We start from the raw sequence: 25197 nt of genomic DNA on the forward strand, positions 1-25197 counted from the left end.
TGAAAGCTAGCCTCTTATCATGTAAACTAATGAGAGGAAAACGGAGGTTATACATAATATGAGTGGTTCAGTTTCGTTAGTGCAATTAATCATCTCAGTCGTACTTTTCTTCGTCATGTTTTTTGGAATCGGTTTCTTATTAAACATGCTTTTACGTATGACTTGGTTAATGGCTATCGTTTATCCAATCGTCGTTGTATTTATTATTGATGAAGTAAGTTTTTTAGATTATATTGTTAAACCTGGGACAGCTTTCCCAGCGTTAGTAGACAAAATTCAAGCATTACAAGTCGTTGATATTTCCATTTTAATAGGTGGATTTGCAGGGGCCATCGTAGCTGGATTTGTCATGATCTATCTTCGAAAAGCGGGATATCGAATGTTCTAAAAAGGGACTGGCTCATGTTTGAGTCAGTCTTCTTTATTTTGTTATCCTTTTTAGCAGTTAGCCATTTTTTATTTAAGAAAAGCGTATTTGAGAATGGTAATACTCTTCACTCGAAAGAAAAGGGAGGGCATAATATCTCAAATACGCTTTTATTCATTAATTAAAGGACTAGTGTATAAAAAATGATAGAAATTAAAATTCCCGTAATGGCACCAGAAAATACTTCGCTCGGTTTATGACCGAGTAAAGTTTTTAATTCTTGAATTTTTTCATTTTCATCCTTTTCAGGCCAATGTTTAATTTCACGGAAAAAAACAGCTAATTCATTTCGCATACGGTTAATAATTGCTGCATGTTGACCAGCTTGATAACGTACGCCAATGGCATCATACATGACGATTCCAGCAAACATAGCCGCTACTGCAAAGGTAGGAGAATCAAGACCTGTTTCAAATCCGACTGCTGTTGCTAAACTCGTTACTGCAGCAGAATGGGAGCTAGGCATACCACCCGTTGACGTCATTAATGACCAATCTAGTTTTTTAGTGAAAGCAAAATGGATTGGTACTTTTATGAATTGGGCAAATAAAATGGAAAAAATAGATAAAAGTAAAGGGGTATTTTGAAGTAATCCCAAAACAAACATTCCCTACCTTTCTTTTTTGTTTCAAGTATAGCATAACCGAATGATAGCAAAACATTTATAATCAATTCGTAATTCGAAATATTCGATAAATAGCTAACTCTTTACTATAATAAAATTATAAATAAAGGGGGATATCAAATGAAAATTGTTAAAGAACCAAAAAATTTTGAGCAAGTAACGACCGAATTACTAATCGTTGGAGTACAAAAAAATTGCGACCATATTGAAGGATGGAGTAATTTTGTATCATTCTATGGTGAAAACGTTGAGAATTGGATTCGTTCGGGAGATATTCAAACTGAACGTAAGAAAATGACAAAAATTCCTTACATAGGACAAAATGAACATATTAAACGGGTTTTATTCGTTGGTTTAGGTGATACAAAAACTTTAACAGAAAACGAATTAAGAGAAACGTTTGGTTTAGTAGGGAAAGAGTTGAGAGCTCTAAAGGCAAGTGAATGTACAATTTGGTTAGAGTCCTTTACAGCAAGCCCAATTGACGAGCAAACGATTGCGTATCTTTTTGCTGAAGGAACGGGTCTAGGATTCTATCAAGTACCCCACTATAAAACATCGTCAAATGAAGTAGAAGTTTATATGGATGCAGTTCATTTTGTGACAAAGGCGGATATCGATGAAATTGCTGCAAGTTTTGAAGTAGGTAAAATTTATGCAGACGCTGTAAATGAAGCCCGTAATTTAGTCAATTTACCTCCAAACTTATTAACTGCAACAGAACTAGCGAATTATGCAGAAAAATTAGCGAAACAATATGACTTTGAAATTGAAATTTTAACGAAGAAAGAATTAGAAGAATTAGGGATGGGCGGTATTCTAAGTGTTAATAAAGGCTCTGTAGAGGAACCACGCCTTATTACGATTAAATATCAAGCAACTGAGAAATGGGAAGATGCGATCGGATTAGTCGGTAAAGGAGTAACGTATGATACTGGTGGCTATTCCATTAAGACGAAAACAGGCATGGTCGGTATGAAAGGTGATATGGGAGGAGCAGCTGCTGTTTTAGGTGCGATGAAAATTATCGGTGAATCCCGTCCAAACAAAAACGTTGTTGCTGTAATTGGTTCAACGGACAATATGATTTCAGGTGAAGCCTTTAAACCAGATGACGTTATTACAACGTACAGTGGGAAAACGGTAGAAGTATTAAATACGGATGCTGAAGGACGTCTTGTGTTGGCAGATGCAGTTACTTATGCGAAACAACAAGGAGCTACTTCTTTAATTGATGTTGCGACATTAACAGGTGGAGTTATTACAGCATTAGGTTATGATAAAACTGGCTCTTTAACAAATAATGAAGCCTTCTTTGATGCATTCATAGAGGCAAGTATTGAAACGGGTGAATTTGTTTGGGGAATGCCCCTTACAGAAAGAGATAAAAAACGTATCCGTAAATCGGATATTGCAGATTTAAATAATTCCCCTGGTAGTGATGGTCATATGATTTTTGGTGGTGGATTTGTAGGTGAATTTGTAGGGGATACCCCTTGGATTCATTTAGATATTGCCGGTACATCAGATGCTTCATCATCATATGATTTAGGACCAAAAGGTGGAACTGGCGTAATGGTTAGAACATTAGCTACTTTCGTTGAAAGATTAGGCGAACAAAACAACTAATTACAAGTGGGCATATCCCATAGGTTTCCTCTCTTTTTTAACATATGTTACTAAAGAGAAGGAGGTAGATAATCGTGACAAATTTTTATGGTGGCTATGGTGGATTTAATCAATTTGGTTATCCTTTTCTAGGTGGTTTTTTAGGTGGATTATTAGGTAATGTTATTTACCCTGGAAGACCTTTTTATGGTAGGCCTTATTATCCCTATCCACCTTATCCATTTTACCCATATCCTTACCCACGTAGACGTAGACCATATAGAAGATTCTACTAAAAAAAGAAGCGCGAATCATTTCGTGCTTCTTTTTCCTTTTCATAGGACGGAATTGCCTATTCCTTAATATTTTGTTCTTTTTTCATTCGTTCAATTTCATCTTTTAAGTCATCTCGTACCGTTCCGGACCATGGTTTGATTCCGGCGATATAGGAAGAGCGACTCATTATATGTCCTCCCACAGGGCCTGTTATAAAAAGGAATAATACCCCTAAAAGAATGGACGGATTAAAATGATCTTTAATTAACCAAAAGTGTAAGAATACACCGATTAAAATACACATAACGCCGAGGGTTGAGCTTTTAGAAGCAGCGTGTGTTCGTGTATAAAGATCGGGTAAGCGAAATAAACCGATAGCTGATACAACGATAAATACTAGACCAGCTACTATAAAAAATACGATCAAGATATTAGCGAGAATTGTCACGGGTAATAATATCTCCTTTCTCTATAAATTTAGAGAAGGCAATTGTTCCGATGAAAGATAAAATCGCCAATAATAATATAATCTCTAAAAAGAAACTCGTATCGAACACGATGGAAAAGAGTCCAACTAAACAAATGAGTGCCACACCTATAGCATCCAATGCAACAACTCGGTCAGAAGGATTTGGGCCTTTTACAAGACGGTAGAGAAGGGCAACAATCGATAAAACGACGACGATGGTTGCTCCCCAAAAAAAGTATGTCATGAACGGCTCACCTCCAAAATGGCTTTTTCAAAAGAATATTTAATGGAATCAATTGTTTCATCTATATCATTACTATCAATCACATGGATAAATAATGATTTAGAATCATCGGACACATGGACAACAACAGTCCCTGGAGTTAAAGTGATTAAACTTGATAATAGAGTAATCTCCCAATCCTCCGTTAACTGTGTATTGTACTTAAAAATGGCTGGTTTTAAAGCGAGCTTTGGTTTAATAACAAGGGTTAATACGGAAACGTTTGCTAAAATTAATTCTTTAATAAATAAAACAATTAATTTAATGACAGCCCATACTCGATCAATATAAAGATTAGTTTTAAAGAATTTCCGTAATGCAATAATAACGAGAAGTCCTAATAAATAACCAATTATAAATCTCGATAATGAATAGTTAGAGGATAAAAACATCCATAAAAAGGCTAAAAATAAATTTAACAAAATTTGAAAGGACATTTATTCTCCTCCTTTCATAACCGCATCAATATAAATGGAAGGATCCATTAAAACATTTGCTGCTTGTTTAATAAATGGAGTTAACCATTCTGTACCGATTCCGTAAAAAATGGAAACGATTACTAACAACATGGTAGGGAAAAAGAGACGATGATATTTCTTTTTCTCAACATGAGTTGCAAGTTGTCCTTGTTCTCCCCAGAAGGCATAAATGAAAATACGCATAACAGATAGGAGAACAACAATACTAGAAGCTAGGATGAAAACGCTAGTCCATATATTCCCCGCCTCAAATCCACCTTGGACGATCAGTAATTTTCCAATAAATCCACTTAAAGGAGGAACCCCAGCCAAACCGAGGGCTGCAATCAAGTAAAACCAACCTAATGCTGGGTATGTCTTCATAAGTCCGCCCATTTTTCGTAAGTTAGTTGTACCTGTTACATAAATGACGATACCAATGAGCATAAATAAAGCTGCCTTAATGATCATGTCATGGATTAAATAGAACATAGCTCCTTCTAGACCAGCTTCATTCATTTGTGCTACACCAAATAAGATGACCCCAACTGCAATTACAATGTTGTAGATAATAATTTGTTTTACATCAAAGTGGGCAAGGGCACCGATACATCCAGCAACGATTGTAAGAATCGATAATATTAATAGTAATTCATGGGTGTAAGCAAATTCTTGCGTAAAAAATAACGTATATGTACGTGTAATAGCATATACACCGACTTTTGTAAGCAATGCACCAAATAAAGCCAATACAGGAATGGGTGGTGCAGAATATGCGCCAGGTAACCAAAAATAAAGTGGGAAAATGGCCGCTTTCATACCGAATACTAATAAAAACAGTACAGCAATGACGGTTAAAATTCCTGGTTGATTAATTTCAGCGATTTTCTGGGAAATATCCGCCATATTAAGTGTTCCTACTACTGAATAAAGAAAAGCAACGGTTATAACAAAGAATGCTGATGAAATAACATTCACTAGTATGTATTTAATCGATTCTTGTAACTGTGCTTTTTCTCCTCCAAGGACAATTAAAAGGTACGAAGCCATTAATAACACTTCAAAGAATACAAAAAGGTTAAATATATCCCCTGTTGTAAAAGCACCATTGACACCCACGATGATAAACATGACTGCGGGGTAATAGAAAAACTGTTCACGTTCTTTTCCAATGGATTCAAACCCGTACCATACGATAAAGAACGTCAAAATTAAAGTAGTTAGTACGAGTAAGGCAGAGACCATATCGGATACCATTGTAATCCCAAATGGTGCTGGCCAATTACCAAGAGTAACGGTTTGTGGACCATTTTCATACACATTGGCGACTAAACCAAATGCACAAAGGATGGAAAGAAGAAGTCCTAACAATGTCGTTATTCGTTGATAAGCTAATTTCTTTTGCCCAAATATTAATAACATACCGAAGAAAAATGGAATAATGACTGGTAATAAAAGAAAGTTATTCATTGTCTTCACTTCCTTTCATTAACGTCATGTCATCCGTTTTAATTTCTTGATATGCACGATAAGCAAGAACTAAAAAGAATGCTGTTACGCCAAAGCTAATAACGATAGCTGTTAAAATTAACGCCTGTGGAAGAGGATCAACAAAGTCTGTAATACCATCACTTAAAACGGGTGGTGCACTGCCTTTAAAGCCCCCCATAGTTAAGATGAGTAGATGGGCACCGTGACTAAGTAAACCTGTTCCAATAATAATACGAAGAAGACTTTTAGATAGTATTAAGTAAATGGCGGCCATAAATAATAAGCCGCATACAAAAGCCATTACTATTTCCATTATTCATCCTCCCCAATCGTTTGAATAATGGTCATCGTCACACCAACAACAACCAAATATACCCCTAAATCAAACAATGCTGCTGTATGAAGGGATGTTTTTCCTAGAATCGGTAAGTGGAAATAATCAAAGAAATGCGTGAAAAATGGTTTATCCACAAACATAGAAAACGCAGCCGTACCTAAGGCGAGAATCAATCCAGTCCCAACTAAATAAATATAATTGATGGGGATAATGGATTGAACGGTTTTTAAATCAAAGGCAATAATTAGTAGAACAATCGCACTTGATGTTACTAAACCTCCTACAAATCCTCCGCCAGGTGTATAATGTCCTGCAAAGAAAATGTGAACAGCATAGAAGAAAATAATGAAAAAGACAATTTTCGCAGTAAACTGCATTATAACATCGTTAGTTTTCATAGTTTTTTCTCCTTTCTGCTCAATCTTAATTTTATCATTGCGTAAATTGCTATACCTGCAATTGCCAACACGGCGATTTCAAATAAAGTATCAAAACCACGATAGTCAACAAGTATAACGTTTACAATATTTCCTCCACCTGCTAGTGAGTACACTGTTTCTTTGTAATACTCGGAAATGGAAGGGAACAGTTTTTGCGAGTGGGAAGATAGGGCAACTAAAGTAACCATTGCACCTACTGCAACGGAAACGAACGCTTTACTAAATCTGAAACGTGTGCGCTCCTCTTCTTTTTTAAATTTCGGTAAATGATAGAACGCCAACAGGAATAACGCAACTGAAATAGTTTCAATTACAAGTTGAGTTAGGGCTAAATCTGGTGCATTATACACAACAAAGAATAACGAAACTGTATATCCAACCGCTCCTAATGCAACGATGGAAGTAATTCTTGATTTGGCGAAAACCGTTGTTATTGTACCTATCACTAAAACAATAATTAAAATGATTTGATACACATGAATCGTGGATGCTTCTTCGAAAGATAGTTTAAAAGCATCTTTTATAAATAATGTGCCGATGACGATAATGGCCATGCTACTAAGCATAATGCTTAAATAACGACGAATGGATCCTGTCATATATAAACCAGAAAATCGGCCAATCCATTGGTCACAAAGATCATAAATAATAAAATCATATAAATTATTTAAAGTTAATTTAGTAGGTAACGCATTATACATCTTTTGCCATTTAGAAAGGCTTAAGAACAGTAATAACCCAAGGATAACGACACCAACGGTCATCCATAATTCTGGTGACTCAATCCCGTGCCAAGCAGTTACGTGGATATTTACTTCCTCTGGACTGCTATATAAGTATGGTTGAATCGCCATAACGGCTGGTTTTACAAATGTATCCGCTACTAAATTTGGAATAAAGAATATCGTAATCACTAATGCCGCTAAAATAAGTGGAGATATTAACATCCCAATTGGTGCCTCATGAGGCTTCTTAGGTAATTGATCCACCTTCAGTTTTCCTGTAAAGGTTCTAAAGACAAAGTAGAAACTATAAATAAAAGTAAATACACTTGCGATCCAAGCAATAATTGGGAACAATATGCTCCATGTTGAGAAATTAAACAAATCAAACTGAGTGATCGATAGCATAGCAGTAAAGAACATTTCTTTACTCAAGAAGCCGTTGAACGGTGGTAAACCAGCCATTGAGAAGCTTCCGATGAGTGCAACGGAAAAACTTATAGGCATTAAGCTCATTAATCCACCAAGTCTTCGGATATCACGAGTACCTGTTTCATGATCTACAATACCGGCAATCATGAACAAACTGCCTTTAAATGTAGCATGGTTAATTAAATGAAAGATTGCTGCGAAGGCTGCATATTTAAATACAGTATCTTCCGCACCGTTCACATGATAACTAATCGCTCCAACACCTAAAAGGGACATAATAAGTCCAAGTTGGCTAACTGTTGAGAAAGCAAGAATCCCTTTTAAGTCTGTTTGTTTCACCGCAAAGAAAGATCCCCAGAATAAAGTGAGTAATCCAATACCAGCTACTAACCAAATCCATATTTCTGATTGGGCGAATATCGGAGTAAATCTTGCTACAAGATAAATCCCTGCTTTAACCATTGTTGCAGAGTGTAGGTAAGCACTAACTGGTGTTGGCGCTTCCATTGCATCTGGCAACCAAATATAAAATGGGAATTGGGCAGATTTAGTAAATGCTCCTAGTAAAATTAATATAAGGGCAAGTACGAAAAAATCATTTGTGGCCAATTCTGGTGCTTGGTTGATCAATTCTCGAATCGAGAATGTATTTCCTATGATGGATAGTAAAACAAATCCACCTAGCATCATCATACCGCCTGCAACCGTTATCATCATTGATTTTAGTGCGCCGAAACGAGATTTATCTCGATGGAACCAATAGCCAATTAATAAAAAGGAAGAAATCGATGTTAACTCCCAAAATAAGTAAAGAGTAATTGTATTGTCTGATTGAACGACTCCGAGCATAGCCGACATAAACATTAATAAATAAATATAAAAATTATGTAGCTGCTCTTTCGAACGATCTAAATAAAAAATGGAATATAACACGACAAGGGCGCCAATTCCTGAAATAAGGATTGAGAATAATAGACTCAACCCATCTAGATAGGATACAAAGGAAATTCCGAGGGATGGGATCCAATCGAATTCGGATATAACCGTATCACCATCTGCGATAATTGGAACGTAAATCGCATAAAAGGTTACTAAAAAAACAGGTACAATTAAAACAAACCAACCAGTATGTATAGGACGTACTTTCTTAAAAAAGAAAGGCATAAAAAGGGCGGCTAGTATCGGTATAAAAATACAAAATACTTGAAACAAAATAATCCTCCTTTCAAAAATTGAAGCTAAAAAAACATAAAAAATTCTCGGATAGTTCATATTGTAACATCTAAAAGTAAAGATTTCATCTTACTCGATAAAACCTATACTTGATAATATTCAGTTATTTTCGATAATATATACAGTAGATAAAAGGATCGAGGACATAAAAATGAAAAACCCATACATATACGGATATTTACCATTGTTTTCAATTATTCTGTTTAGTTTAACCTTTGGCATTTATATGGTAGGACAATCGATAGACTTATTAGTATCGATTGGTATATACGCAGGAATGCGGGAATTTTTAACGGATTTTGAGTTGCGTATATTCTTATTAATTGCATTTACCTTATGTTTTTTTATGCTTTTTTCCGCATTAAAACTAATTGGTGAAACGATTCATGAGGTAGGAATGCTTCTGTTTTCAAAAAATAGCAATGGAGAAATGATAAGTGTCGCTAGAGGCGGCTATGTTATTTTCTTCTTTGGTGCTCTATCAACAGTTTTAGGGGTACAATCGTTCACAATATTGCTCATTTTATTTACTTTAACGATTTTAAGTTATTTTATTTTTAATATTTATAAAATGAGCCAATTTCTTACCTTGTCAGGTACAATTGGTCTCATCATCTTTGAAATTATTATTTGGACCATTTTAATTACGCTTATCGTGTATGTCGGATTAAAATTATATAATGGCTTATTAGCGAGTTTACCTATTTAACAAGAAAGGAGGAACCTTTAAAAAGATCCCTCCTTTCTTTTATTTAATTCATAATCGTATTAAAAATTTTAAAATGGATTTTATCGTCTTGTAATGATTGCATAGACTTCGGATTATCATAACCAATCCAAACAGCTGCTGTGTATTGATCTGTCAATCCTGCTAACCAAAAGTCTTTATAGTCATTTGTTGTGCCGGTTTTTGCTCCGATATAGGAAGAAGTTATTGTTATTCCTCTTCCTGTCCCACTAGTTACAACATCCTTTAATAATGAACGTATATATGTGACTGTTTTGTTAGACCAAATTGTTTCCTTTTTAGTTGGCCAACTATAAAGAACGTTGCCTTCTAGATCGGTCACTTGGCGAATACTTTTTGCTCTTACATAAGTTCCATCTATAAAACTAGTATATGCATCTGCCAATTCAAGAGTCGTCACACCGTAGGATAACCCACCTAGTCCTGCAGCATAGGATTTGTCTTCAGGAACGAGGGATTGAAAGTGGAACTTCTCAATATATTGAAAGGCAGTATTGAGACCAATTGTATCTAACAGCCGTAGCGCGGATGTATTGTAACTATACTTAAATGCCGTAGAAATCGAAACATTCCCATAAACTTTTCCATCATAGTTGTCAGGACAAAAGTCTGCAACACAATATTTTCCACCACTTACAATGGATTTTGGTGTATAATCCGTTGTCTCAAATAGAGGTGCATAGACGACTAATGGTTTGAAAGAGGAACCGGGCTGGCGGAATCCTTGATAAGCTCTATGAAAATCAAATTTCTTATAATCCTTCCCTGCATATAGACTAACAATTTCCCTTGTTTGATTGTCGATGACAACGGCACTACTTTGTAAGCTACCGTTTCCTAAAATTTTATTAATAGCTCGTTCATCTTGTAATTGTTTTTTCGAATCAAGGGCTGTATGAATGATGATCCCCGATTGAAGTAATTGGTTGACTTTTTCGTCAATTTGCTCGTTAATTTTTTGTTTTTCTTCTTCTGATTTTGACTCTTTGAGCAATTGCTCATAGCCTTCAGTTATTGCAACTAAATCCTTTAATTCAGCTAAAACATACGTACTATAGGCAGGGTTTTTTTGAATTTTTTCCTTTGTATTTAAAACAATTTTTTCTTGTTTATATGTATTGGCTTCTTCTTTTGTAATCACATTATTTTCGGCTAAAATATCAAGCAATCGTTCTTGCCGCTTTTTTGTATTTTCAAAATGGTTCAATGGATTATATAAAGAAGGGTTATTTGGAATTGCGGCTATAAAGGCCATTTCAGCGATGGAAAGTTCAGCTAATGGTTTTTGAAAATAAAAACTGCTCGCAGCACCAATGCCATATACTTGATTACCGAAAAACATTTCATTCAAATACATTTCAAAAATTTCATCTTTGTCATACTGCTGTTCCAGCTCATAGGCATAAAAAAGCTCGGTAATTTTACGGGAATAGGTTTTTTCCTCTGATAAATAACGTAGTCGGACAAGCTGTTGCGTTATTGTACTACCACCTTGTTCCATGGAATCTTGGGAGGAATTGACAACCACCGCCCTTGTAATGGCTCCTAAATTGAATCCAACATGGTTATAAAATTCTTTATCTTCACTTAGTAAATAGATTTGTTTAATGATTTCAGGTACTTCCTTTAATGGAATAGGCTGTCTCCACTCAGTATATTCCTCATTAAATACAAATCCATTTCGGTCAACCATTGTTACAGGTAATTGTTTTTCAATGGTAGGGAGCTTAATTTCGCTTTCGATTTGCTCCTGATGGGTTTGGGCTACTGACATTTCATCCGTTATTTCGTTCACAAGTAGCAAAAGAAGAGAGAAACAACAAAATGTAATCATATAGCCTACTACTTGTTTCATATAATTCGTCCTCCCCAAATATTTCCTAACAGAAGAATATCATATATTCAAAAAGAAAAGGAGAGGATTCTAATAGATTCCCCTCCAAATTAATAATCGAAATTATGCATGGCTTTTTAATAGATCATCTAAATATTTTTTTGGATACCTTTGTATGATAATGACCACAATCGCTGCAATGAAAAATAGGAAGCCAGTGGAATAAAAGACAGTAGAAATAGTCGCTAGCCCACTTATAAAACCACCTAATACCGGGCCAATGACATTTCCTAAAAATCGGAAACTTTGATTATATCCCATAATTTCTCCTTGTACTTCAATCGGTGATTCCCGGCGAATAATAGCTGTTGTAATCGGAATAAGGCCACCGGAGAACATACCTAATAAAAATCTCAGTACGATTAATTGCCATAGGGAAGTGACAAAGGCCTGTGGGATAATACATAGGACACTAACTAGTAGTAATACTTTTAATACTTTTTCGTAGCCAATTGAATCGCCTAAACGACCAAAAAATCGTCCGATTAAAATATTCCCGACCCCAGCAGCACTAAAGGTGATACCAGATAAAAGGGCTACTTGTTCGGATGTAGTTAAATGGGAAACGTATAATGATAATAATGGTTGGATACTAAAATTCCCTATTTGAATTAAGGCAGTAACGAACATTATGCTTAATATAAGTGGGTGGTGGAAAATCGCCCAAAGAATATTTTTTCTTGAATAAAGATTACTTTTTTCTTTTCGAATCATTTCAGGCTCATGAATGCCAAAAATGATAATAATGGCAGCAATCGTAATGGCGATGGAAGTGAAAATAAACGTGTAATTAAAGCCGACTGCATCCGCTATAGTACCGCCGATTACCGGTCCAAATAAAGAACCGCCAACGCTACCAATTTGTAGGGTACCTAAGGTTTTGCCAGCAATATTTTTCGGTGTATGTTTACTAATGAAGGCAGTAGAAGTAGGGATAAATCCAGTAACTAATCCCATAATAATTCGTAAAATAAAAAATTGAATTACGTTTGTTACGTAACCCATTAAAAAGATGCTTAGGGCAATACCAAAGCAGTTCATAATCATAATCGGTTTATAACCGTATTTATCAGCAATACGTCCCCAAATTGGAGACATAATAAAGGCGGTTATAAAGGTTGCGCCAAAAATTAATCCTGCCCATTTTTGTACATAGCTCTCTGAAAAATCTCCAAAAGTATTTATATAGAGAGATAAAAAGGGCATAATCATCGTCATGGAGCCCGCGACGATAAAATTAGATATTAAAATAATGATAAAATTATGTTTTCGGTTCGACATTTCTGTTCACTTTCTTCCTAATAATTCTCCATCATTTGTTTCGTGAAATTGATGTTTTGTCAAGTATAACGTATTTCGGAAACCGAAGAAAGGGCAAAAAGGATATTAGCGGAAAATTTAAACGTTCTATGATAAACTGTACGAGGTATTAAATGATTTTTATTTATATAAAGGAATACCTAAATCGAACATATTTTATTGTAAAAGGAGAGACTTTTCATGTTTCCACAATTAACGAAAGAATTAAACCCAGGTGAAGTTTTAGTTGAAATGAATACTACTTTAGGTTCAATCAAAATAAAACTTTTCCCTGAACATGCACCAAAAACGGTAGAAAACTTTTTAGGACACGCAAAATCCGGATATTATAATGGTATCATTTTCCACCGAGTAATTTCAGATTTTATGATTCAAGGTGGTGACCCAACTGGAACAGGGATGGGTGGTGAATCTATCTGGGGCAATTCTTTCGAAGATGAATTTAATGAACAGTTGTTCAACTTACGAGGAGCCCTTTCAATGGCCAATGCAGGTCCAAACACAAATGGTTCCCAATTCTTTATCGTTCAAATGCAACATACACCGAACAATATGATTCAACAAATGGAGCAAGCTGGATATCCAAAAGAAATTATTGAAGCATATGCCAACGAAGGTGGAACACCTTGGTTAGATTTCAAACATACTGTATTTGGACATGTAGTTGAAGGCATGGACGTTGTTGACAAAATTGCGAACGTTGACAAAGATATGCGCGACAAACCGCTTGAAGATGTTAAAATTGAATCGATTACAGTAGTCGAATAATACAATGAAAGAAGTGTGACAACAAAATGGATCGATTCGTTATCCTAGGATTTTTATATTTCCCAGAGGATAAAAGTTCATACATCCCAGCCGCAATAGAAATGGTATTTTTAGTCATCCTATGTTTTTTGGCCTTCATGTGGTTTAAACGTTTGTCTAAAAAGCAAGAACAAAAAACAAAGGATTTGGAACAGCGAATTTTAAGCGAGCGCCAACAAAACATACAATCTAAAGTAGAAAAGTAATGAAAAAAGGGCAACCGTTGTTGGTTGCCCTTTTATGAACTTTATAATAAAGCTTTCTTAAACCGTTCTACTCCATCTTTTACTGTTTCCATGGAACAAGCGACGTTCATTCGTAAATAACCTCTACCTGCTTCACTATATTTTGTACCAGGTTCAATCGCTAATTTTCCTTTTTCAAGAAGACGATGCATCATTTCACTTTCCGTTAAACCTGTATCACGATAATCAATCCAAATTAGGTACGTGGATTGAGGTTTTGTTACTTTAATCCCGTCGATTTTATTTAACTCTTCCACAACATAATCCATATTGTTCGATACATAAGAAATCATTGCGTCGACCCATTCGTCGCCCTTTTCATATGCTGCTTGTACAGCCGCAGCAGCTAGTAAGTTTAAATCGTCACGGCCATGAGCTTCCTTATCTTTCATAAGTTTTAAACGCAACTCTTTATTTGGGACAACCATAATCGCAGCATGAATTCCAGCGATATTAAAGGTTTTTGTTGGAGCGATACAAGTAATAATTTTTGCTTTATCTGCATCCTTTACAGTTAAAGTTGGAACGTGTCGATATCCTTCAAATACAATATCCGCATGAATTTCATCTGAAATAAGTAATACATCATATTTAATACAAAGTTGTACAAGTTTTTCTAATTCTTCTTTTGACCAAACAACACCACCTGGGTTATGTGGACTGCATAGAATGTAAACTTTAACTCCTAATTTAAACTGTTCTTCAAGGCGATTAAAATCATAAGTAAAAGTATTGTCCGTTACATTTAACTCACACTCAATTACTTCGAGTTGTTGAGCTTTTGGGATGTTGAAAAAGGCAGGATAAACGGGTGTAGAAATACAAATTTTATCCCCAGCCTCTGTAAATGTTTCAAGAATGGTTGCAAGGGCAGGTACGACCCCTTGATGGAACATAAGTGAATTCGTGTCAATGTGCCAATTGTGACGACGCTCAAACCAACCCTGTATTGCCTCTTTACAAGCATCACTAACATAGGAATACCCAAAAATAGGGTGGTCTAGCCGCGCTTTAATAGCATCTGAGATTACTTGAGGAATAGCAAAGTCCATATCTGCAACCCACATTGGCAGTATATCAGAAGCGTCTTCCACATTATAAGTGAGTTTTAGACGGTCCTTAAATTGGTCCCACTTAAGACTATTCGTGTTTTTACGATCATAGAGCTCATCAAAATTAAACAAAGTTATCACTCATTTCTTTTTTTAATTATGTATTATATAATAGCATAGTAAATTGTAAATTTAGGGTGAAAACTTTGGAAAATATATTAATGAATAAATCAGCCATTGAATTATTAAAACAATGGGATCCATTTCATATTGGTAGTGACAACTATGACACAGAAGCAGCGGATGTTGTAGCTGCCCTTCAAGGAATTGATGACCCTAGTCAACTGGCAAAAGTAATTCAAACTGTATATGAGCATTCTTTTGAGCAATGGATACCTTTTGAAAATTGTGTTGCGATTTCTTATAAATTAATTGCGATTAAATTTGAAGCAAAATGTATCGTATAAAAAGAAAAAGGACTTCCTTTATAGTTGAAAGGAAATCCTTTTTTTTATGCTTGTATGCCGTCTGTTAAATTTGAAGCAGGAACTTCTAATACAGTTGAAAGTTTTAAAATAGTTTGTACTGAAGGAATAAGTTCTCCTTTTTCATAAAGTGCTAATTTTTCAACGCCAACTTGAGTTAATTTCGATAACTCATCGAGGGTTAAATTTCGTTCTTCACGTAAAAATTTTAATTGTTCATGAAATTTTTGTTTCACTTTTAAAGCACTTCCTTTCCAATTTAAACTGGTATTCTATATTATAATTATTTTTTCTTCTAAATTATGAGAATATTTTGTCTGAAATATGAAATTTACAATCGGTTCATTTTTTTAAACTTTTCTTCAAATAATTAATATTCAGTGGGTTAGGGAGATTCTTTGTTCCCTCTTTATACATATGTTATAATTTAACATGACATTTACGTAGATAAAGAAAGTAGGACTGCTTTATGGCAAAAAAATACGAAGTAGGTGAAGTAGTAACCGGTAAGGTAACTGGAATTCAACCTTACGGGGCGTTTGTCGCACTAGATGAACAAACACAAGGTCTCGTTCATATTTCAGAGATAACATATGGGTATGTAAAGGACGTTGCAGATTTTTTAAAAGTAGGAGAAGCAATCCAAGTTAAAATTTTAGATATTGACGAGAACTCGGACAAAATAAGTTTATCAACTCGTGCGTTACAAGAAGCCCCTCCTCAAAAGAAGAAGGAACAACCACGAAAATCTTTACAAGACCGGGTAGATGAAAACGATGCGAATGGTTTTAAATCGTTAAAAGAAAAGTTACAACATTGGATTGAACAATCAGGACAATAAATAAGACAGAGGGAAGGTGTGATTTCCCTCTGTCTTATTTTTTTAGCTTTCTAAGGCGATACTGCAAGTTTTGTCTGCTCATTCCAAGGGCGTTAGCTGTTTTCGTAATATTCCCTTCGTACATATTTAAGACGTTTTGCAAATAATAATTTTCTGCCTCTCGTAAATAATCGTCTAACGGTAATAGTTCTTTATTGGAATGTACAATAAAAAAGTTAGGATTTCGAGTTTTATCGTCCAGTTGTTGAACTTTAAAACGGAAATGTAATGGTAACATTTCATACGTAACTATTTTTTCGTTTGTAATCATAGAAGCGATCTCATCTAAAAGTAATTCAAGTTCCTTTAAATTTCCTGGCCAATCATATTGCTGGAATAAGTTCATCACGTCTGGAGATAATCCTTTAATATTAGAAGCAAATCGTTCACGATGACGGCTAAAATAATCATCGACAAACGGTTTAATATCTTCTCTTCGTTTACTTAACGGAGGAATATAAATCGTCATTGATGCAAAATAATAATAAAGATCTTTCAATAATTGTCCATCGCTAATTAAATCGATTGGATCGTCTCCGATACTTCCGATAAACATATGCTTTTCAGTTGATAAATTGTGTAATAATTTGAGCAATTGTTTTTGCATAGGAATGGATAAAAATTCAATACGTTCAAAGAAAAAAGTGTATGTTTTATCCTGCGACAAATAGTTTTCTAATTTTTCAAAGACCGATTGTTCAGTTCGTCTACTAAATAAGGTGATAAATTCATCATTAGGTGGGCTTAATTCATAATGGATACTTTCAGCAATTAAGTCTTTACCTGTACCATTTTCACCTATTAATAACACGGGGATCCTGGCATGGGATGCTTTTTTAGCATTTTCTATAACTGTTTTCATTTGCTCGGATATGGCTGTAATAATTTCAAAGGTTAACGGTTCACCATATCTTCTTAATGGCTGATATACAAGTTTTTCTAAAGAAGTTATATCTCTGGCAAATTCGATAGCTCCTATAATTTTACCATCGTCCAAAAGAGGGTAAGTATCATTAATCGTTGTAATTTCGTGGCCATCTTTATTCCAATAAGTTTGTTTAACATTCATTTCCTTCATACCGGTTTGGAGGACGCGTAGTAAAGTACTTTCGTTTTGTCTAAAAGCAAATAATTCTAAAATGGAACGATCAGAAACATCTTCTATATCAAAGCCTTCAATTTCTTTCATTTTATTATTATAAATAATCGTATGTCCGTTTTGATCTACCGCATGAATACCTACGGAAACGTGTTCGATAGCGGATTCATAAAATTTTATCAATTGGTTAAGTTGTACCTTCAATAGGGTTCACCTCAAATAGTTTGATTTTTATAAAAATTATAACTTGAAAAACGCAACAATCTTTTGCATTATTATATATATAAATATTAAGTTGGTGCAAATATTTTTTGCACTTATGAATTGCTAGCTAAACACGCACTCTAAGCGTAACTATTAAAGGAGGACTTTTCATGATTCCGTACAAATCTGAGCCATTAACTGATTTTTCTGTTGAAGCAAATCGACAAGCTTATTTAGAAGCTTTGAAAAAAGTGGAAAGTGAACTTGGACAAGATTATCCGTTAATTATTGGTGGGGAAAGAATTACAACTGAACAAAAAATCACATCATATAACCCTGCCAATAAAACGGAAGTAGTTGGTACTGTTTCAAAAGCAAATCAAGAATTAGCTGAAAAAGCAATGCAAGTAGCTGATTCTACTTTTAATACTTGGAAAAAAGTAGATCCTGTAGTTCGCGCTGAAGTTTTATTTAAAGCAGCAGCTATCGTTCGTCGCCGTAAATACGAACTTTGTGCTTGGTTGACGAAAGAAGCTGGTAAACCATGGGCTCAAGCGGATGGTGACATCGCTGAAGGTATCGATTTCTTAGAATACTATGGTCGTCAAATGTTAGCTATTAAAGACGGTCAACCGTTAAATGAAAATCCAGGACAAATTAATAAATACAGTTATATTCCGCTTGGGGTTGGTGTTGTAATCTCTCCTTGGAATTTCCCATTTGCCATTATGGCAGGTACTACAATTGCGGCTGCTGTAACAGGTAATACAGTTCTTTTAAAACCAGCTTCTACAACGCCAGTAATTGCTTATAAATTTATGGAAATCCTTGAAGAAGCAGGTATGCCAGCGGGAGTTGTAAACTACATTCCAGGTTCAGGTGCTGAAGTAGGAGATTACTTAGTAGATCACCCACGTACTCGTTTCATCAGCTTTACAGGTTCTCGCGATGTAGGTTTACGTATTAACCAACGTGCGTCTGTATTAAATGAAGGGCAAATTTGGATTAAACGTGTGATCGCTGAAATGGGTGGTAAAGATACAATCGTAGTAGACGATGATGCAGATTTAGAATTAGCTGCGCAATCTATCGTAACAAGTGCATTCGGCTTTAGTGGTCAAAAATGTTCAGCATGTTCACGTGCGGTAGTTGTAGGTGACCAAGCTTACGAAAAAGTATTAAACCGTGTTGTAGAGTTAACGAATGAATTAATCGTTGGAGATCCAACGAACGAAGAAACATTCGTAGGTCCTGTTAATGATTCAGGTGCGTTTAAGAAGATTGCTGAATATATCGAGATTGGTAAAGGGGAAGGTCGTTTAGTAGCTGGAGGAAACTATGATGATTCGAAAGGTTACTTCATTCACCCAACTGTATTTAGCGACGTAGATCCACAAGCTCGTATTATGCAAGAAGAAATTTTTGGTCCAGTTCTTGCAATGACAAAAGCAAAAGACTTTGATGAAGCAATTGATATTGCAAACAATACTGTTTATGGCTTAACTGGTGCAGTTATTTCAAATAATCGTTTCCACCTAGAAAAAGCTCGTGAAGATTTTCATGTAGGGAACCTTTACTTTAACCGCGGATGTACAGCAGCAACAGTAGGTTACCAACCTTTCGGTGGATTCAATATGTCTGGTACGGACTCAAAAGCAGGTGGCCCAGATTATTTACAGCTTCACATGCAAGCAAAAACGGTTTCTGAAACTCTTTAGTTCGTTTATAAACTTAAAAGCAGACGTTTTGGCGTCTGCTTTTTTATCGTATGATACCATTAAGAAAATTCAACCTCATATTCTTATGAAAAATGCTTTTAAATTAATAATAATTGACCCATATTTAATAAAAAAGAAATGATTACAAAATGTATAGATATTCATAAACAAATAACAATTAAAGTATGTTACAATGTTTGCGATATAAAATCATTATAATTACTAAAGAGGCGAATCTAGATGGCTGAAAATTTAAATCTTTTTACTTCAACACAAGATGTAATTAAGGAAGCGTTAAACAAGCTGGGTTATGAAGAATCGATGTATGAGCTTTTAAAAGAACCACTTCGTATGTTACGTGTTCGTATTCCGGTGAAAATGGATGATGGTACTACTAAAGTCTTTACAGCATATCGAGCTCAACACAATGATGCAGTTGGACCAACTAAGGGCGGCGTACGATTCCACCCAATGGTTAGTGAAGACGAAGTAAAGGCACTTTCAATGTGGATGACGTTAAAGTGTGGAATTGTTGATCTACCTTATGGCGGTGGTAAAGGCGGTATTATTTGTGATCCCCGTCAAATGTCAATGGGAGAACTAGAACGTTTAAGTCGTGGTTATGTACGTGCGATTTCGCAAATTGTAGGACCTACAAAAGATATCCCTGCTCCAGACGTATTTACGAACGCACAAATTATGGCGTGGATGATGGATGAATATAGCCGAATGGATGAATTTAACTCACCTGGTTTTATTACAGGTAAACCAATCGTTCTTGGTGGTTCTCAAGGACGGGATCGTGCAACGGCTGAAGGTGTTACAATCGTTATCCAAGAGGCAGCAAAAAAACGTGGAATTGATATTAAAGATGCAAGAATTGTTATCCAAGGTTTTGGTAATGCTGGTAGTTTCTTAGCGAAATTTATGAGTGATTTAGGTGCGAAAGTAATCGGCATTTCTGATGCTTATGGTGCATTACACGATCCAAACGGTTTAGATATTGATTATTTATTAGATCGTCGTGATAGTTTTGGAACTGTTACAACTTTATTTGAAAATACGATTACGAATCAGGAATTATTGGAATTGGATTGTGATATTTTAGTTCCTGCAGCCATTGAAAATCAAATTACTGCAGATAATGCTTATGATATTAAAGCTAGTATTGTAGTAGAGGCTGCCAATGGACCAACTACAGCTGAAGCAACGAAGATTTTAACAGAGCGTGGTATTTTATTAGTACCAGATGTATTAGCATCTGCTGGTGGTGTTACGGTTTCTTACTTTGAATGGGTTCAAAATAACCAAGGTTACTATTGGACAGCAGAAGAAGTAAGTGAAAAATTACACAGAAAAATGGTAGAAGCATTTGAAAATGTGTATACTACTGCGACAACTCGTAATATAAACATGCGTTTAGCAGCATATATGGTTGGTGTTCGTCGTACTGCTGAAGCTTCTCGCTTCCGTGGATGGGTATAATCATATAAAATGGGCTATGTAAAAGAACAGTTCTTTACATAGCTTTTTTATTTTTCTAATAAAGGGGAGTCTACTTTGAACAATTTTACATTCTACAATCCAGTACGTTTGCATTTCGGTAAAGGTCAAATCGAACAACTGAAACAAGAATTACCTCAATACGGACATAACGTTCTTGTCGTTTATGGTGGGGGAAGCATTAAGAAAAATGGTTTATATGATGAAGTAATGACCATTTTAAATGAATTAAATATGAATGTTTTTGAAATTAGTGGTGTGGAACCTAACCCTAGAGTCGAAACAGCACGTAAAGGAATAGAAATTTGTAAAAAAGAATCCGTCGATTTTGTACTAGCTGTTGGTGGCGGGTCAGTAATTGATTGTTCCAAATTAATAGCTGCTGGCGCTAAAGTAGATGAAGATGCATGGAACATTGTTGTAAAGAAAACAAATGTAGTGGACGCTCTACCTTTAGGTACAATTTTAACACTTGCGGCAACTGGTTCTGAGATGAATTCTGGTTCTGTTATCTCAAATGAAGAAACACAAGAAAAATACGGATGGGGTCATCCATTGGTATTTCCTAAATTTTCTATTTTAGATCCAACTTATACATTCACTGTACCGAAAAATCATACAGTCTATGGTATGGTCGATATTATGTCTCACGTATTTGAGCAATACTTCCATAATGCAACGAATACTCCTATTACTGATGAGATGTGTGAAGGGGTATTACGTACAGTGATTAACACTGCACCAAAATTAATTGAAGACCTAGAAAACTATGAGTTGCGCGAAACGATTTTATTCGCAGGAACTATAGGGTTAAATGGATTCCTATCAATGGGTTCCCGTGGAGATTGGGCAACACATAATATAGAGCACTCTGTCTCTGCTGTGTACGATATACCTCATGGTGGTGGACTAGCAATTATTTTCCCGAACTGGATGCGACACAATGTTTCGGTTAATCCAGAACGTTTTGCAGGTTTAGCAACACGGGTATTTAATGTAAATCCAGAAGGTAAATCAGCAGAAGAAGTGGCATTAGAAGGTATTGAACGATTACGAGAGTTTTGGACATCGATAGGTGCTCCAAGTCGTCTTGCGGACTACGATATTGATGATTCCAAATTAGACGTTCTTGTTGAAAAATCGATGGTAAACGGTCCATTCGGTAGATTTAAAACGTTACAAGCTGAAGATGTCCGAGCTATTTTAGAAATGTCTTTATAATGAAAAGCCCCTTGCAACTAAGATTCTCAGTGCAAGGGGCTTTATGTTATTTCGAAGGATCTTCTTTTGAATTAGCGTTGTTAATTTTCTTTTCTTGCAAATGGTGTTTCCATTCCGTAATGCCGTCTTCTTCGTCGAAGGAAATCGTCACTTTTGAAACACCCTTTTGACTCATAATTAATTCAACTAAATGATCTCGTACATCATCTAAATAGGCTAATGATTTGTTAGGATCTGTTTCTGCAACGAGATCAACATGTAGAAATTCCCCTTCTTTAACTACTTCAAGTCTTTTAATATCCGTTACATTCGGATCTTCCATCACAAGATTTCCAATATGAACAAACATTTCTTCATCTGTTTCGCCAATTGCTCCGCGGGCATTATCTAAAAATACACGTCCGACGACATAGAACATCATTGCACCGATAATCATCGAAACGATACCTTCTAATGCGTGGAAACCGGTATAATAAGCAATTACAATAGCGAGAAAGGCAAGTACATTTCCGCTAGTCGCAACCGCGTCTTCCATCCACACAAGCTTTGTTGCAGGTTTAGCACGTTTTAAATAAGCGATTGATTTTGGAATAGCCATTAAACCAGCATGTTCTTGACCTACTTCATGCAATACTTCTTTTGCAGCTTTATGAAGTACAACTGCTTCTAATACAATCCCTAAAAATAAAACACCTAATGCGATTAATATTCCTTCAGAATTTTCAGCAGGATGTCTAAAGTGATGCCACCCTTCTTTAATTGTTTCATAAGAAAGAATTGCGACGATTAATACGGCGCCTAAACAGACTAAATTTACAACACGTCCGAAACCGTTAGGAAAGCGTTTAGTTGGTGCTTTTTTAGAAAGGGCAGAACCGACAAAAACGAAGAATTGGTTAGCAGCATCACCTAATGAATGCATCATCTCGGCAAACATAGCTACGTTCCCTGTAAAGAAATAGGCAACTCCTTTAATAATTCCTAAAAAAAGGTTTACAAATGCTGCAACAAGGGATGGTTTATTCCCACCCTTTAATAATTTGAAAAATTCACCCATTACATTTCCTCCATTATCCTAGATTTTCTAATTCAATTTTTTGTACATATGGTAATGAATGCAATGTATGATAGATATAGAGCGTATCAGTTCGGAATAAAGTTGAAAAACGAATATCTACCTCGTATAAAAAAAGCTCTGTCGATACAGGTATATCTTTAATACGAATATTATCTATATACATTTCATTTTCTTTCATAAAGTTAAGAAGGTGTTGAATATTTTCTTCTTCCGTTAACCTTACTTTTAAAACATGTTCTTTCATACGCAATCTTTTAGGACCAATTTTTAATAAAAAAGGAGCAATTAGTTCGATTCCTATTACAACAATGACTACTGTAGCGAATGCTTCTATATAAAAACCAGCTCCAACGGCAATTCCGATCCCAGCTGCACCCCATATCATTGCAGCTGTTGTTAATCCAGTAATACTATCATTACCTTTACGCAAAATGACACCTGCACCTAAAAAACCTATGCCGCTAACAATTTGTGCTGCGAGTCGTAGGGGGTCCATTGTAATATTAATATCGTCCCGACTAGGTGTACTATATGCAGTTTCAATCGAAATAATCGTTAATAAACAACTGAAGGTAGCGATAACTAAACTGGTTTTTAAGCCAACTGGTTTCTTTTTTAATTCCCTTTCAATTCCTATTATTAGACTTAATATTGCAGCGATAATAAGCTTCACAATAATCTCGTAGGAGAAAGGTTCGTTTAAAAATAGAATACCCAATAATGGTCCTCCTTTTTCTTGTTGATAACATTGGTTATAAATGACAGAATATGAATGAATGTCTTATTTTATTAATATAGCAAAATTTATCCAAGGGGGTTATCTAATTTTGGAAAAACCAAAAATACATCCATACATTCCAATATTGATAGGTGTTATTTCAATTTCGTTATCTGCAATTTTTGTGAAGTTAGCAGAAGCTGATGCTGGAGTCATTGCTTTTTACCGAATGCTTTTTTCCATATTAATTATGAGTCCGTTGTTTTTTTATAAATTTAAAGGCGAAATAAAAATTTTAACAAAAAGGGATTGGATTTTCTCCTCAATTGCAGGTATTTTTTTAGCATTTCATTTCATTTTATGGTTTGAGTCACTAAACTACACGTCCGTAGCAAGTTCTACAGTGTTAGTAACATTACAACCGTTATTTGCTTTTATCGGTACGTATCTGTTTTTTAAAGAAAAATTATCACTAAAGACAATTGTTTCAGGGATAATAGCCATTTCGGGAAGTGTGTTAATTAGTTGGGGAGATTTTCGGGTGAGTGGAAATGCCCTTTATGGGGATATGTTAGCTTTAATTGCTTGTGGACTTATAACTGGTTATTTATTATTTGGACAAGATGTAAGAAAACGAATTTCTTTAATTACATATACGATGGTAGTCTACTCAATAAGTACAATCTGTCTATTCTTTTATGTACTCATAAAAGGAGAGTCTTTCGGTCCTTATCCATCGATGACATGGGTTTGGTTTTTATTATTAGCAATCATCCCAAATTTATTAGGACATACGTTATTTAATTGGGCGGTAAAATGGGTAAGTACAAATGTTATTTCGGTAGCGGTATTATTCGAACCAATTGGAGCTGCAATTTTAGCTTATTTTATTTTTTTAGAGGATCTAATGACAACCCAAATTGTTGGAGGATTAATTGTAATTGCTGGTATTATCCTTTTTGTACTTGATATTAAAATATTAAAGAAGTTTTTTAAAAAAAGTGCTTGATTAGTTTTCTTGGTTATAGTATATTATTACTTGTCCTTAACGACGTGAATGTTTTGAAAAAGTATTTCAAAATAATAATTGACTAATAGTGAAGGATAACTTATAATATAAAAGTTACTATTTGAAGAGTAAGTGAAATTATATTTGAAATAACATTGTTGGAATGTTATAATATAAAAGTTGCTTATTTAAACGGTGACAAAATGAACCTTGAAAACTGAACGACAAAACGTTAATGAAATACAGTTTTAACTTAAGAGTTGAAACAAAATTTTGGACATCATTATGATGCCGGTGTAAATTTAGAGCTTTATCAAATTTTCTTTTATGGAGAGTTTGATCCTGGCTCAGGACGAACGCTGGCGGCGTGCCTAATACATGCAAGTCGAGCGAACAGATAAGGAGCTTGCTCCTT

At 35.1% G+C, this 25197-nt stretch carries 27 protein-coding genes and 1 rRNA gene; 13 read left to right on the forward strand and 15 right to left on the reverse strand.

Going from position 1 to position 25197, the window contains the following annotated elements; all coding sequences use genetic code 11:
- Positions 1-58 precede the first annotated feature (58 nt).
- Positions 59-388: a YuiB family protein gene (locus EC501_RS10155; protein ID WP_122972181.1), complete on the forward strand. Its 330-nt coding sequence runs from the start codon at positions 59-61 to the stop codon at positions 386-388.
- A 160-nt stretch (positions 389-548) separates the two neighbouring features.
- Here the strand turns inward: EC501_RS10155 and EC501_RS10160 are convergent, their stop codons facing one another.
- Positions 549-1034, reverse strand: coding sequence for a divergent PAP2 family protein (locus EC501_RS10160; RefSeq protein WP_122972182.1), 486 nt, complete (start codon positions 1032-1034; stop codon positions 549-551).
- 138 nt (positions 1035-1172) lie between these two features.
- On the opposite strand from EC501_RS10160, the gene EC501_RS10165 reads away from it, so the two are divergent.
- A complete protein-coding gene (locus EC501_RS10165; RefSeq protein WP_122972183.1) occupies positions 1173-2681 on the forward strand; it encodes a leucyl aminopeptidase in 1509 nt (502 codons plus the stop codon).
- Between the two features lie 74 nt (positions 2682-2755).
- Entirely contained in the window at positions 2756-2956 is a 201-nt protein-coding gene (locus tag EC501_RS10170) for a hypothetical protein (RefSeq protein WP_241559314.1), read from the forward strand.
- 56 nt (positions 2957-3012) lie between these two features.
- Here the strand turns inward: EC501_RS10170 and mnhG are convergent, their stop codons facing one another.
- The 7 genes from mnhG to EC501_RS10205 are packed head-to-tail and all read right to left on the reverse strand — an operon-like array spanning position 3013 to position 8780.
- Complete coding sequence (gene mnhG / locus EC501_RS10175; protein ID WP_122972185.1) at positions 3013-3384, reverse strand: monovalent cation/H(+) antiporter subunit G; 372 nt, start codon at positions 3382-3384, stop codon at positions 3013-3015.
- Entirely contained in the window at positions 3368-3649 is a 282-nt protein-coding gene (locus EC501_RS10180; protein WP_122972186.1) for a Na(+)/H(+) antiporter subunit F1, read from the reverse strand. Before EC501_RS10180 ends, mnhG begins: the two co-directional genes overlap by 17 nt.
- Positions 3646-4125 carry a Na+/H+ antiporter subunit E gene (locus EC501_RS10185; RefSeq protein WP_122972187.1) on the reverse strand — a complete coding sequence of 160 codons (480 nt, stop codon included), beginning with the start codon at positions 4123-4125 and terminating at the stop codon, positions 3646-3648. Before EC501_RS10185 ends, EC501_RS10180 begins: the two co-directional genes overlap by 4 nt.
- Positions 4126-5616 carry a Na+/H+ antiporter subunit D gene (locus EC501_RS10190; protein ID WP_122972188.1) on the reverse strand — a complete coding sequence of 497 codons (1491 nt, stop codon included), beginning with the start codon at positions 5614-5616 and terminating at the stop codon, positions 4126-4128. It abuts the gene before it with no gap.
- Positions 5609-5950: a Na(+)/H(+) antiporter subunit C gene (locus tag EC501_RS10195; RefSeq protein ID WP_122972189.1), complete on the reverse strand. Its 342-nt coding sequence runs from the start codon at positions 5948-5950 to the stop codon at positions 5609-5611. Before EC501_RS10195 ends, EC501_RS10190 begins: the two co-directional genes overlap by 8 nt.
- Positions 5950-6372, reverse strand: a complete 423-nt coding sequence (locus tag EC501_RS10200) for a Na(+)/H(+) antiporter subunit B (RefSeq protein WP_122972190.1) — start codon at positions 6370-6372, stop codon at positions 5950-5952. The genes EC501_RS10195 and EC501_RS10200 overlap by 1 nt, the downstream gene beginning before the upstream one ends.
- Positions 6369-8780, reverse strand: coding sequence for a Na+/H+ antiporter subunit A (locus EC501_RS10205; RefSeq protein ID WP_174232679.1), 2412 nt, complete (start codon positions 8778-8780; stop codon positions 6369-6371). The genes EC501_RS10200 and EC501_RS10205 overlap by 4 nt, the downstream gene beginning before the upstream one ends.
- 172 nt (positions 8781-8952) lie before the next feature.
- Here EC501_RS10205 and EC501_RS10210 point away from each other — a divergent pair, with 172 nt between their 5' ends.
- Positions 8953-9510: a DUF5366 family protein gene (locus EC501_RS10210; protein ID WP_122972192.1), complete on the forward strand. Its 558-nt coding sequence runs from the start codon at positions 8953-8955 to the stop codon at positions 9508-9510.
- A gap of 43 nt (positions 9511-9553) precedes the next feature.
- On the opposite strand, the gene EC501_RS10215 is transcribed toward EC501_RS10210, so the two are convergent.
- Both EC501_RS10215 and EC501_RS10220 read right to left on the reverse strand, forming a co-directional pair.
- On the reverse strand, positions 9554-11404 hold the full coding sequence (locus EC501_RS10215) for a transglycosylase domain-containing protein (protein ID WP_122972193.1): 1851 nt from the start codon (positions 11402-11404) through the stop codon (positions 9554-9556).
- A 102-nt stretch (positions 11405-11506) separates the two neighbouring features.
- Positions 11507-12724: an MFS transporter gene (locus EC501_RS10220; protein ID WP_122972194.1), complete on the reverse strand. Its 1218-nt coding sequence runs from the start codon at positions 12722-12724 to the stop codon at positions 11507-11509.
- A gap of 219 nt (positions 12725-12943) precedes the next feature.
- Here EC501_RS10220 and EC501_RS10225 point away from each other — a divergent pair, with 219 nt between their 5' ends.
- Entirely contained in the window at positions 12944-13531 is a 588-nt protein-coding gene (locus tag EC501_RS10225; RefSeq protein ID WP_122972195.1) for a peptidylprolyl isomerase, read from the forward strand.
- Between the two features lie 26 nt (positions 13532-13557).
- The gene (locus EC501_RS10230) at positions 13558-13776 is read left to right on the forward strand and encodes a hypothetical protein (protein WP_122972196.1); all 219 of its coding nucleotides are present in this window, start codon (positions 13558-13560) and stop codon (positions 13774-13776) included.
- 41 nt (positions 13777-13817) lie between these two features.
- Here EC501_RS10230 and EC501_RS10235 read toward each other — a convergent pair whose 3' ends face one another.
- A complete protein-coding gene (locus EC501_RS10235; RefSeq protein WP_122972197.1) occupies positions 13818-14999 on the reverse strand; it encodes a MalY/PatB family protein in 1182 nt (393 codons plus the stop codon).
- Positions 15000-15073: 74 nt separating this feature from the next.
- Here EC501_RS10235 and EC501_RS10240 point away from each other — a divergent pair, with 74 nt between their 5' ends.
- The gene (locus EC501_RS10240; RefSeq protein WP_174232680.1) at positions 15074-15334 is read left to right on the forward strand and encodes a DUF1871 family protein; all 261 of its coding nucleotides are present in this window, start codon (positions 15074-15076) and stop codon (positions 15332-15334) included.
- A 44-nt stretch (positions 15335-15378) separates the two neighbouring features.
- Here the strand turns inward: EC501_RS10240 and EC501_RS10245 are convergent, their stop codons facing one another.
- Positions 15379-15588, reverse strand: a complete 210-nt coding sequence (locus EC501_RS10245; protein WP_122972199.1) for a helix-turn-helix domain-containing protein — start codon at positions 15586-15588, stop codon at positions 15379-15381.
- Between the two features lie 233 nt (positions 15589-15821).
- On the opposite strand from EC501_RS10245, the gene yugI reads away from it, so the two are divergent.
- On the forward strand, positions 15822-16193 hold the full coding sequence (gene yugI / locus EC501_RS10250) for a S1 domain-containing post-transcriptional regulator GSP13 (protein WP_122972200.1): 372 nt from the start codon (positions 15822-15824) through the stop codon (positions 16191-16193).
- 34 nt (positions 16194-16227) lie between these two features.
- On the opposite strand, the gene EC501_RS10255 is transcribed toward yugI, so the two are convergent.
- Positions 16228-17535 (reverse strand): AAA-type ATPase lid domain-containing protein, encoded by a 1308-nt coding sequence (locus EC501_RS10255; protein WP_122972201.1) that lies wholly within the window; start codon positions 17533-17535, stop codon positions 16228-16230.
- Between the two features lie 170 nt (positions 17536-17705).
- On the opposite strand from EC501_RS10255, the gene pruA reads away from it, so the two are divergent.
- The 3 genes from pruA (at position 17706) to EC501_RS10270 (ending at position 21977) form a co-directional block, all read left to right on the forward strand.
- Positions 17706-19253: an L-glutamate gamma-semialdehyde dehydrogenase gene (gene pruA, locus EC501_RS10260; protein ID WP_122972202.1), complete on the forward strand. Its 1548-nt coding sequence runs from the start codon at positions 17706-17708 to the stop codon at positions 19251-19253.
- A 240-nt stretch (positions 19254-19493) separates the two neighbouring features.
- Positions 19494-20738, forward strand: a complete 1245-nt coding sequence (locus EC501_RS10265) for a Glu/Leu/Phe/Val family dehydrogenase (protein WP_122972203.1) — start codon at positions 19494-19496, stop codon at positions 20736-20738.
- A gap of 75 nt (positions 20739-20813) precedes the next feature.
- Complete coding sequence (locus tag EC501_RS10270) at positions 20814-21977, forward strand: iron-containing alcohol dehydrogenase (protein WP_122972204.1); 1164 nt, start codon at positions 20814-20816, stop codon at positions 21975-21977.
- 46 nt (positions 21978-22023) lie between these two features.
- On the opposite strand, the gene EC501_RS10275 is transcribed toward EC501_RS10270, so the two are convergent.
- Together EC501_RS10275 and EC501_RS10280 are read right to left on the reverse strand one after the other, a co-directional pair.
- Entirely contained in the window at positions 22024-23034 is a 1011-nt protein-coding gene (locus tag EC501_RS10275) for a cation diffusion facilitator family transporter (protein WP_122972205.1), read from the reverse strand.
- 13 nt (positions 23035-23047) lie between these two features.
- A complete protein-coding gene (locus tag EC501_RS10280) occupies positions 23048-23773 on the reverse strand; it encodes an MgtC/SapB family protein (RefSeq protein ID WP_406928001.1) in 726 nt (241 codons plus the stop codon).
- 109 nt (positions 23774-23882) lie between these two features.
- On the opposite strand from EC501_RS10280, the gene EC501_RS10285 reads away from it, so the two are divergent.
- Together EC501_RS10285 and EC501_RS10290 are read left to right on the forward strand one after the other, a co-directional pair.
- Positions 23883-24782, forward strand: coding sequence for a DMT family transporter (locus EC501_RS10285; protein WP_122972206.1), 900 nt, complete (start codon positions 23883-23885; stop codon positions 24780-24782).
- A gap of 324 nt (positions 24783-25106) precedes the next feature.
- Positions 25107-25197 (forward strand): 16S ribosomal RNA (locus EC501_RS10290); the annotation flags it as partial.

This window comes from Lysinibacillus halotolerans, assembly GCF_003711845.1.
GTDB lineage: Bacteria > Bacillota > Bacilli > Bacillales_A > Planococcaceae > Ureibacillus > Ureibacillus halotolerans.

Bases quoted from the DNA above. Each gene is read 5' to 3' on its own strand.
- EC501_RS10155 (WP_122972181.1), top strand. From the start codon at position 59: ATGAGTGGTTCAGTTTCGTTAGTGCAATTAATCATCTCAGTCGTACTT.
- EC501_RS10160 (WP_122972182.1), bottom strand. From the start codon at position 1,034: ATGTTTGTTTTGGGATTACTTCAAAATACCCCTTTACTTTTATCTATT.
- EC501_RS10165 (WP_122972183.1), top strand. From the start codon at position 1,173: ATGAAAATTGTTAAAGAACCAAAAAATTTTGAGCAAGTAACGACCGAA.
- EC501_RS10180 (WP_122972186.1), bottom strand. From the start codon at position 3,649: ATGACATACTTTTTTTGGGGAGCAACCATCGTCGTCGTTTTATCGATT.
- EC501_RS10185 (WP_122972187.1), bottom strand. From the start codon at position 4,125: ATGTCCTTTCAAATTTTGTTAAATTTATTTTTAGCCTTTTTATGGATG.
- EC501_RS10190 (WP_122972188.1), bottom strand. From the start codon at position 5,616: ATGAATAACTTTCTTTTATTACCAGTCATTATTCCATTTTTCTTCGGT.
- EC501_RS10195 (WP_122972189.1), bottom strand. From the start codon at position 5,950: ATGGAAATAGTAATGGCTTTTGTATGCGGCTTATTATTTATGGCCGCC.
- EC501_RS10200 (WP_122972190.1), bottom strand. From the start codon at position 6,372: ATGAAAACTAACGATGTTATAATGCAGTTTACTGCGAAAATTGTCTTT.
- EC501_RS10210 (WP_122972192.1), top strand. From the start codon at position 8,953: ATGAAAAACCCATACATATACGGATATTTACCATTGTTTTCAATTATT.
- EC501_RS10215 (WP_122972193.1), bottom strand. From the start codon at position 11,404: ATGAAACAAGTAGTAGGCTATATGATTACATTTTGTTGTTTCTCTCTT.
- EC501_RS10220 (WP_122972194.1), bottom strand. From the start codon at position 12,724: ATGTCGAACCGAAAACATAATTTTATCATTATTTTAATATCTAATTTT.
- EC501_RS10225 (WP_122972195.1), top strand. From the start codon at position 12,944: ATGTTTCCACAATTAACGAAAGAATTAAACCCAGGTGAAGTTTTAGTT.
- EC501_RS10230 (WP_122972196.1), top strand. From the start codon at position 13,558: ATGGATCGATTCGTTATCCTAGGATTTTTATATTTCCCAGAGGATAAA.
- yugI (WP_122972200.1), top strand. From the start codon at position 15,822: ATGGCAAAAAAATACGAAGTAGGTGAAGTAGTAACCGGTAAGGTAACT.
- pruA (WP_122972202.1), top strand. From the start codon at position 17,706: ATGATTCCGTACAAATCTGAGCCATTAACTGATTTTTCTGTTGAAGCA.
- EC501_RS10265 (WP_122972203.1), top strand. From the start codon at position 19,494: ATGGCTGAAAATTTAAATCTTTTTACTTCAACACAAGATGTAATTAAG.
- EC501_RS10275 (WP_122972205.1), bottom strand. From the start codon at position 23,034: ATGGGTGAATTTTTCAAATTATTAAAGGGTGGGAATAAACCATCCCTT.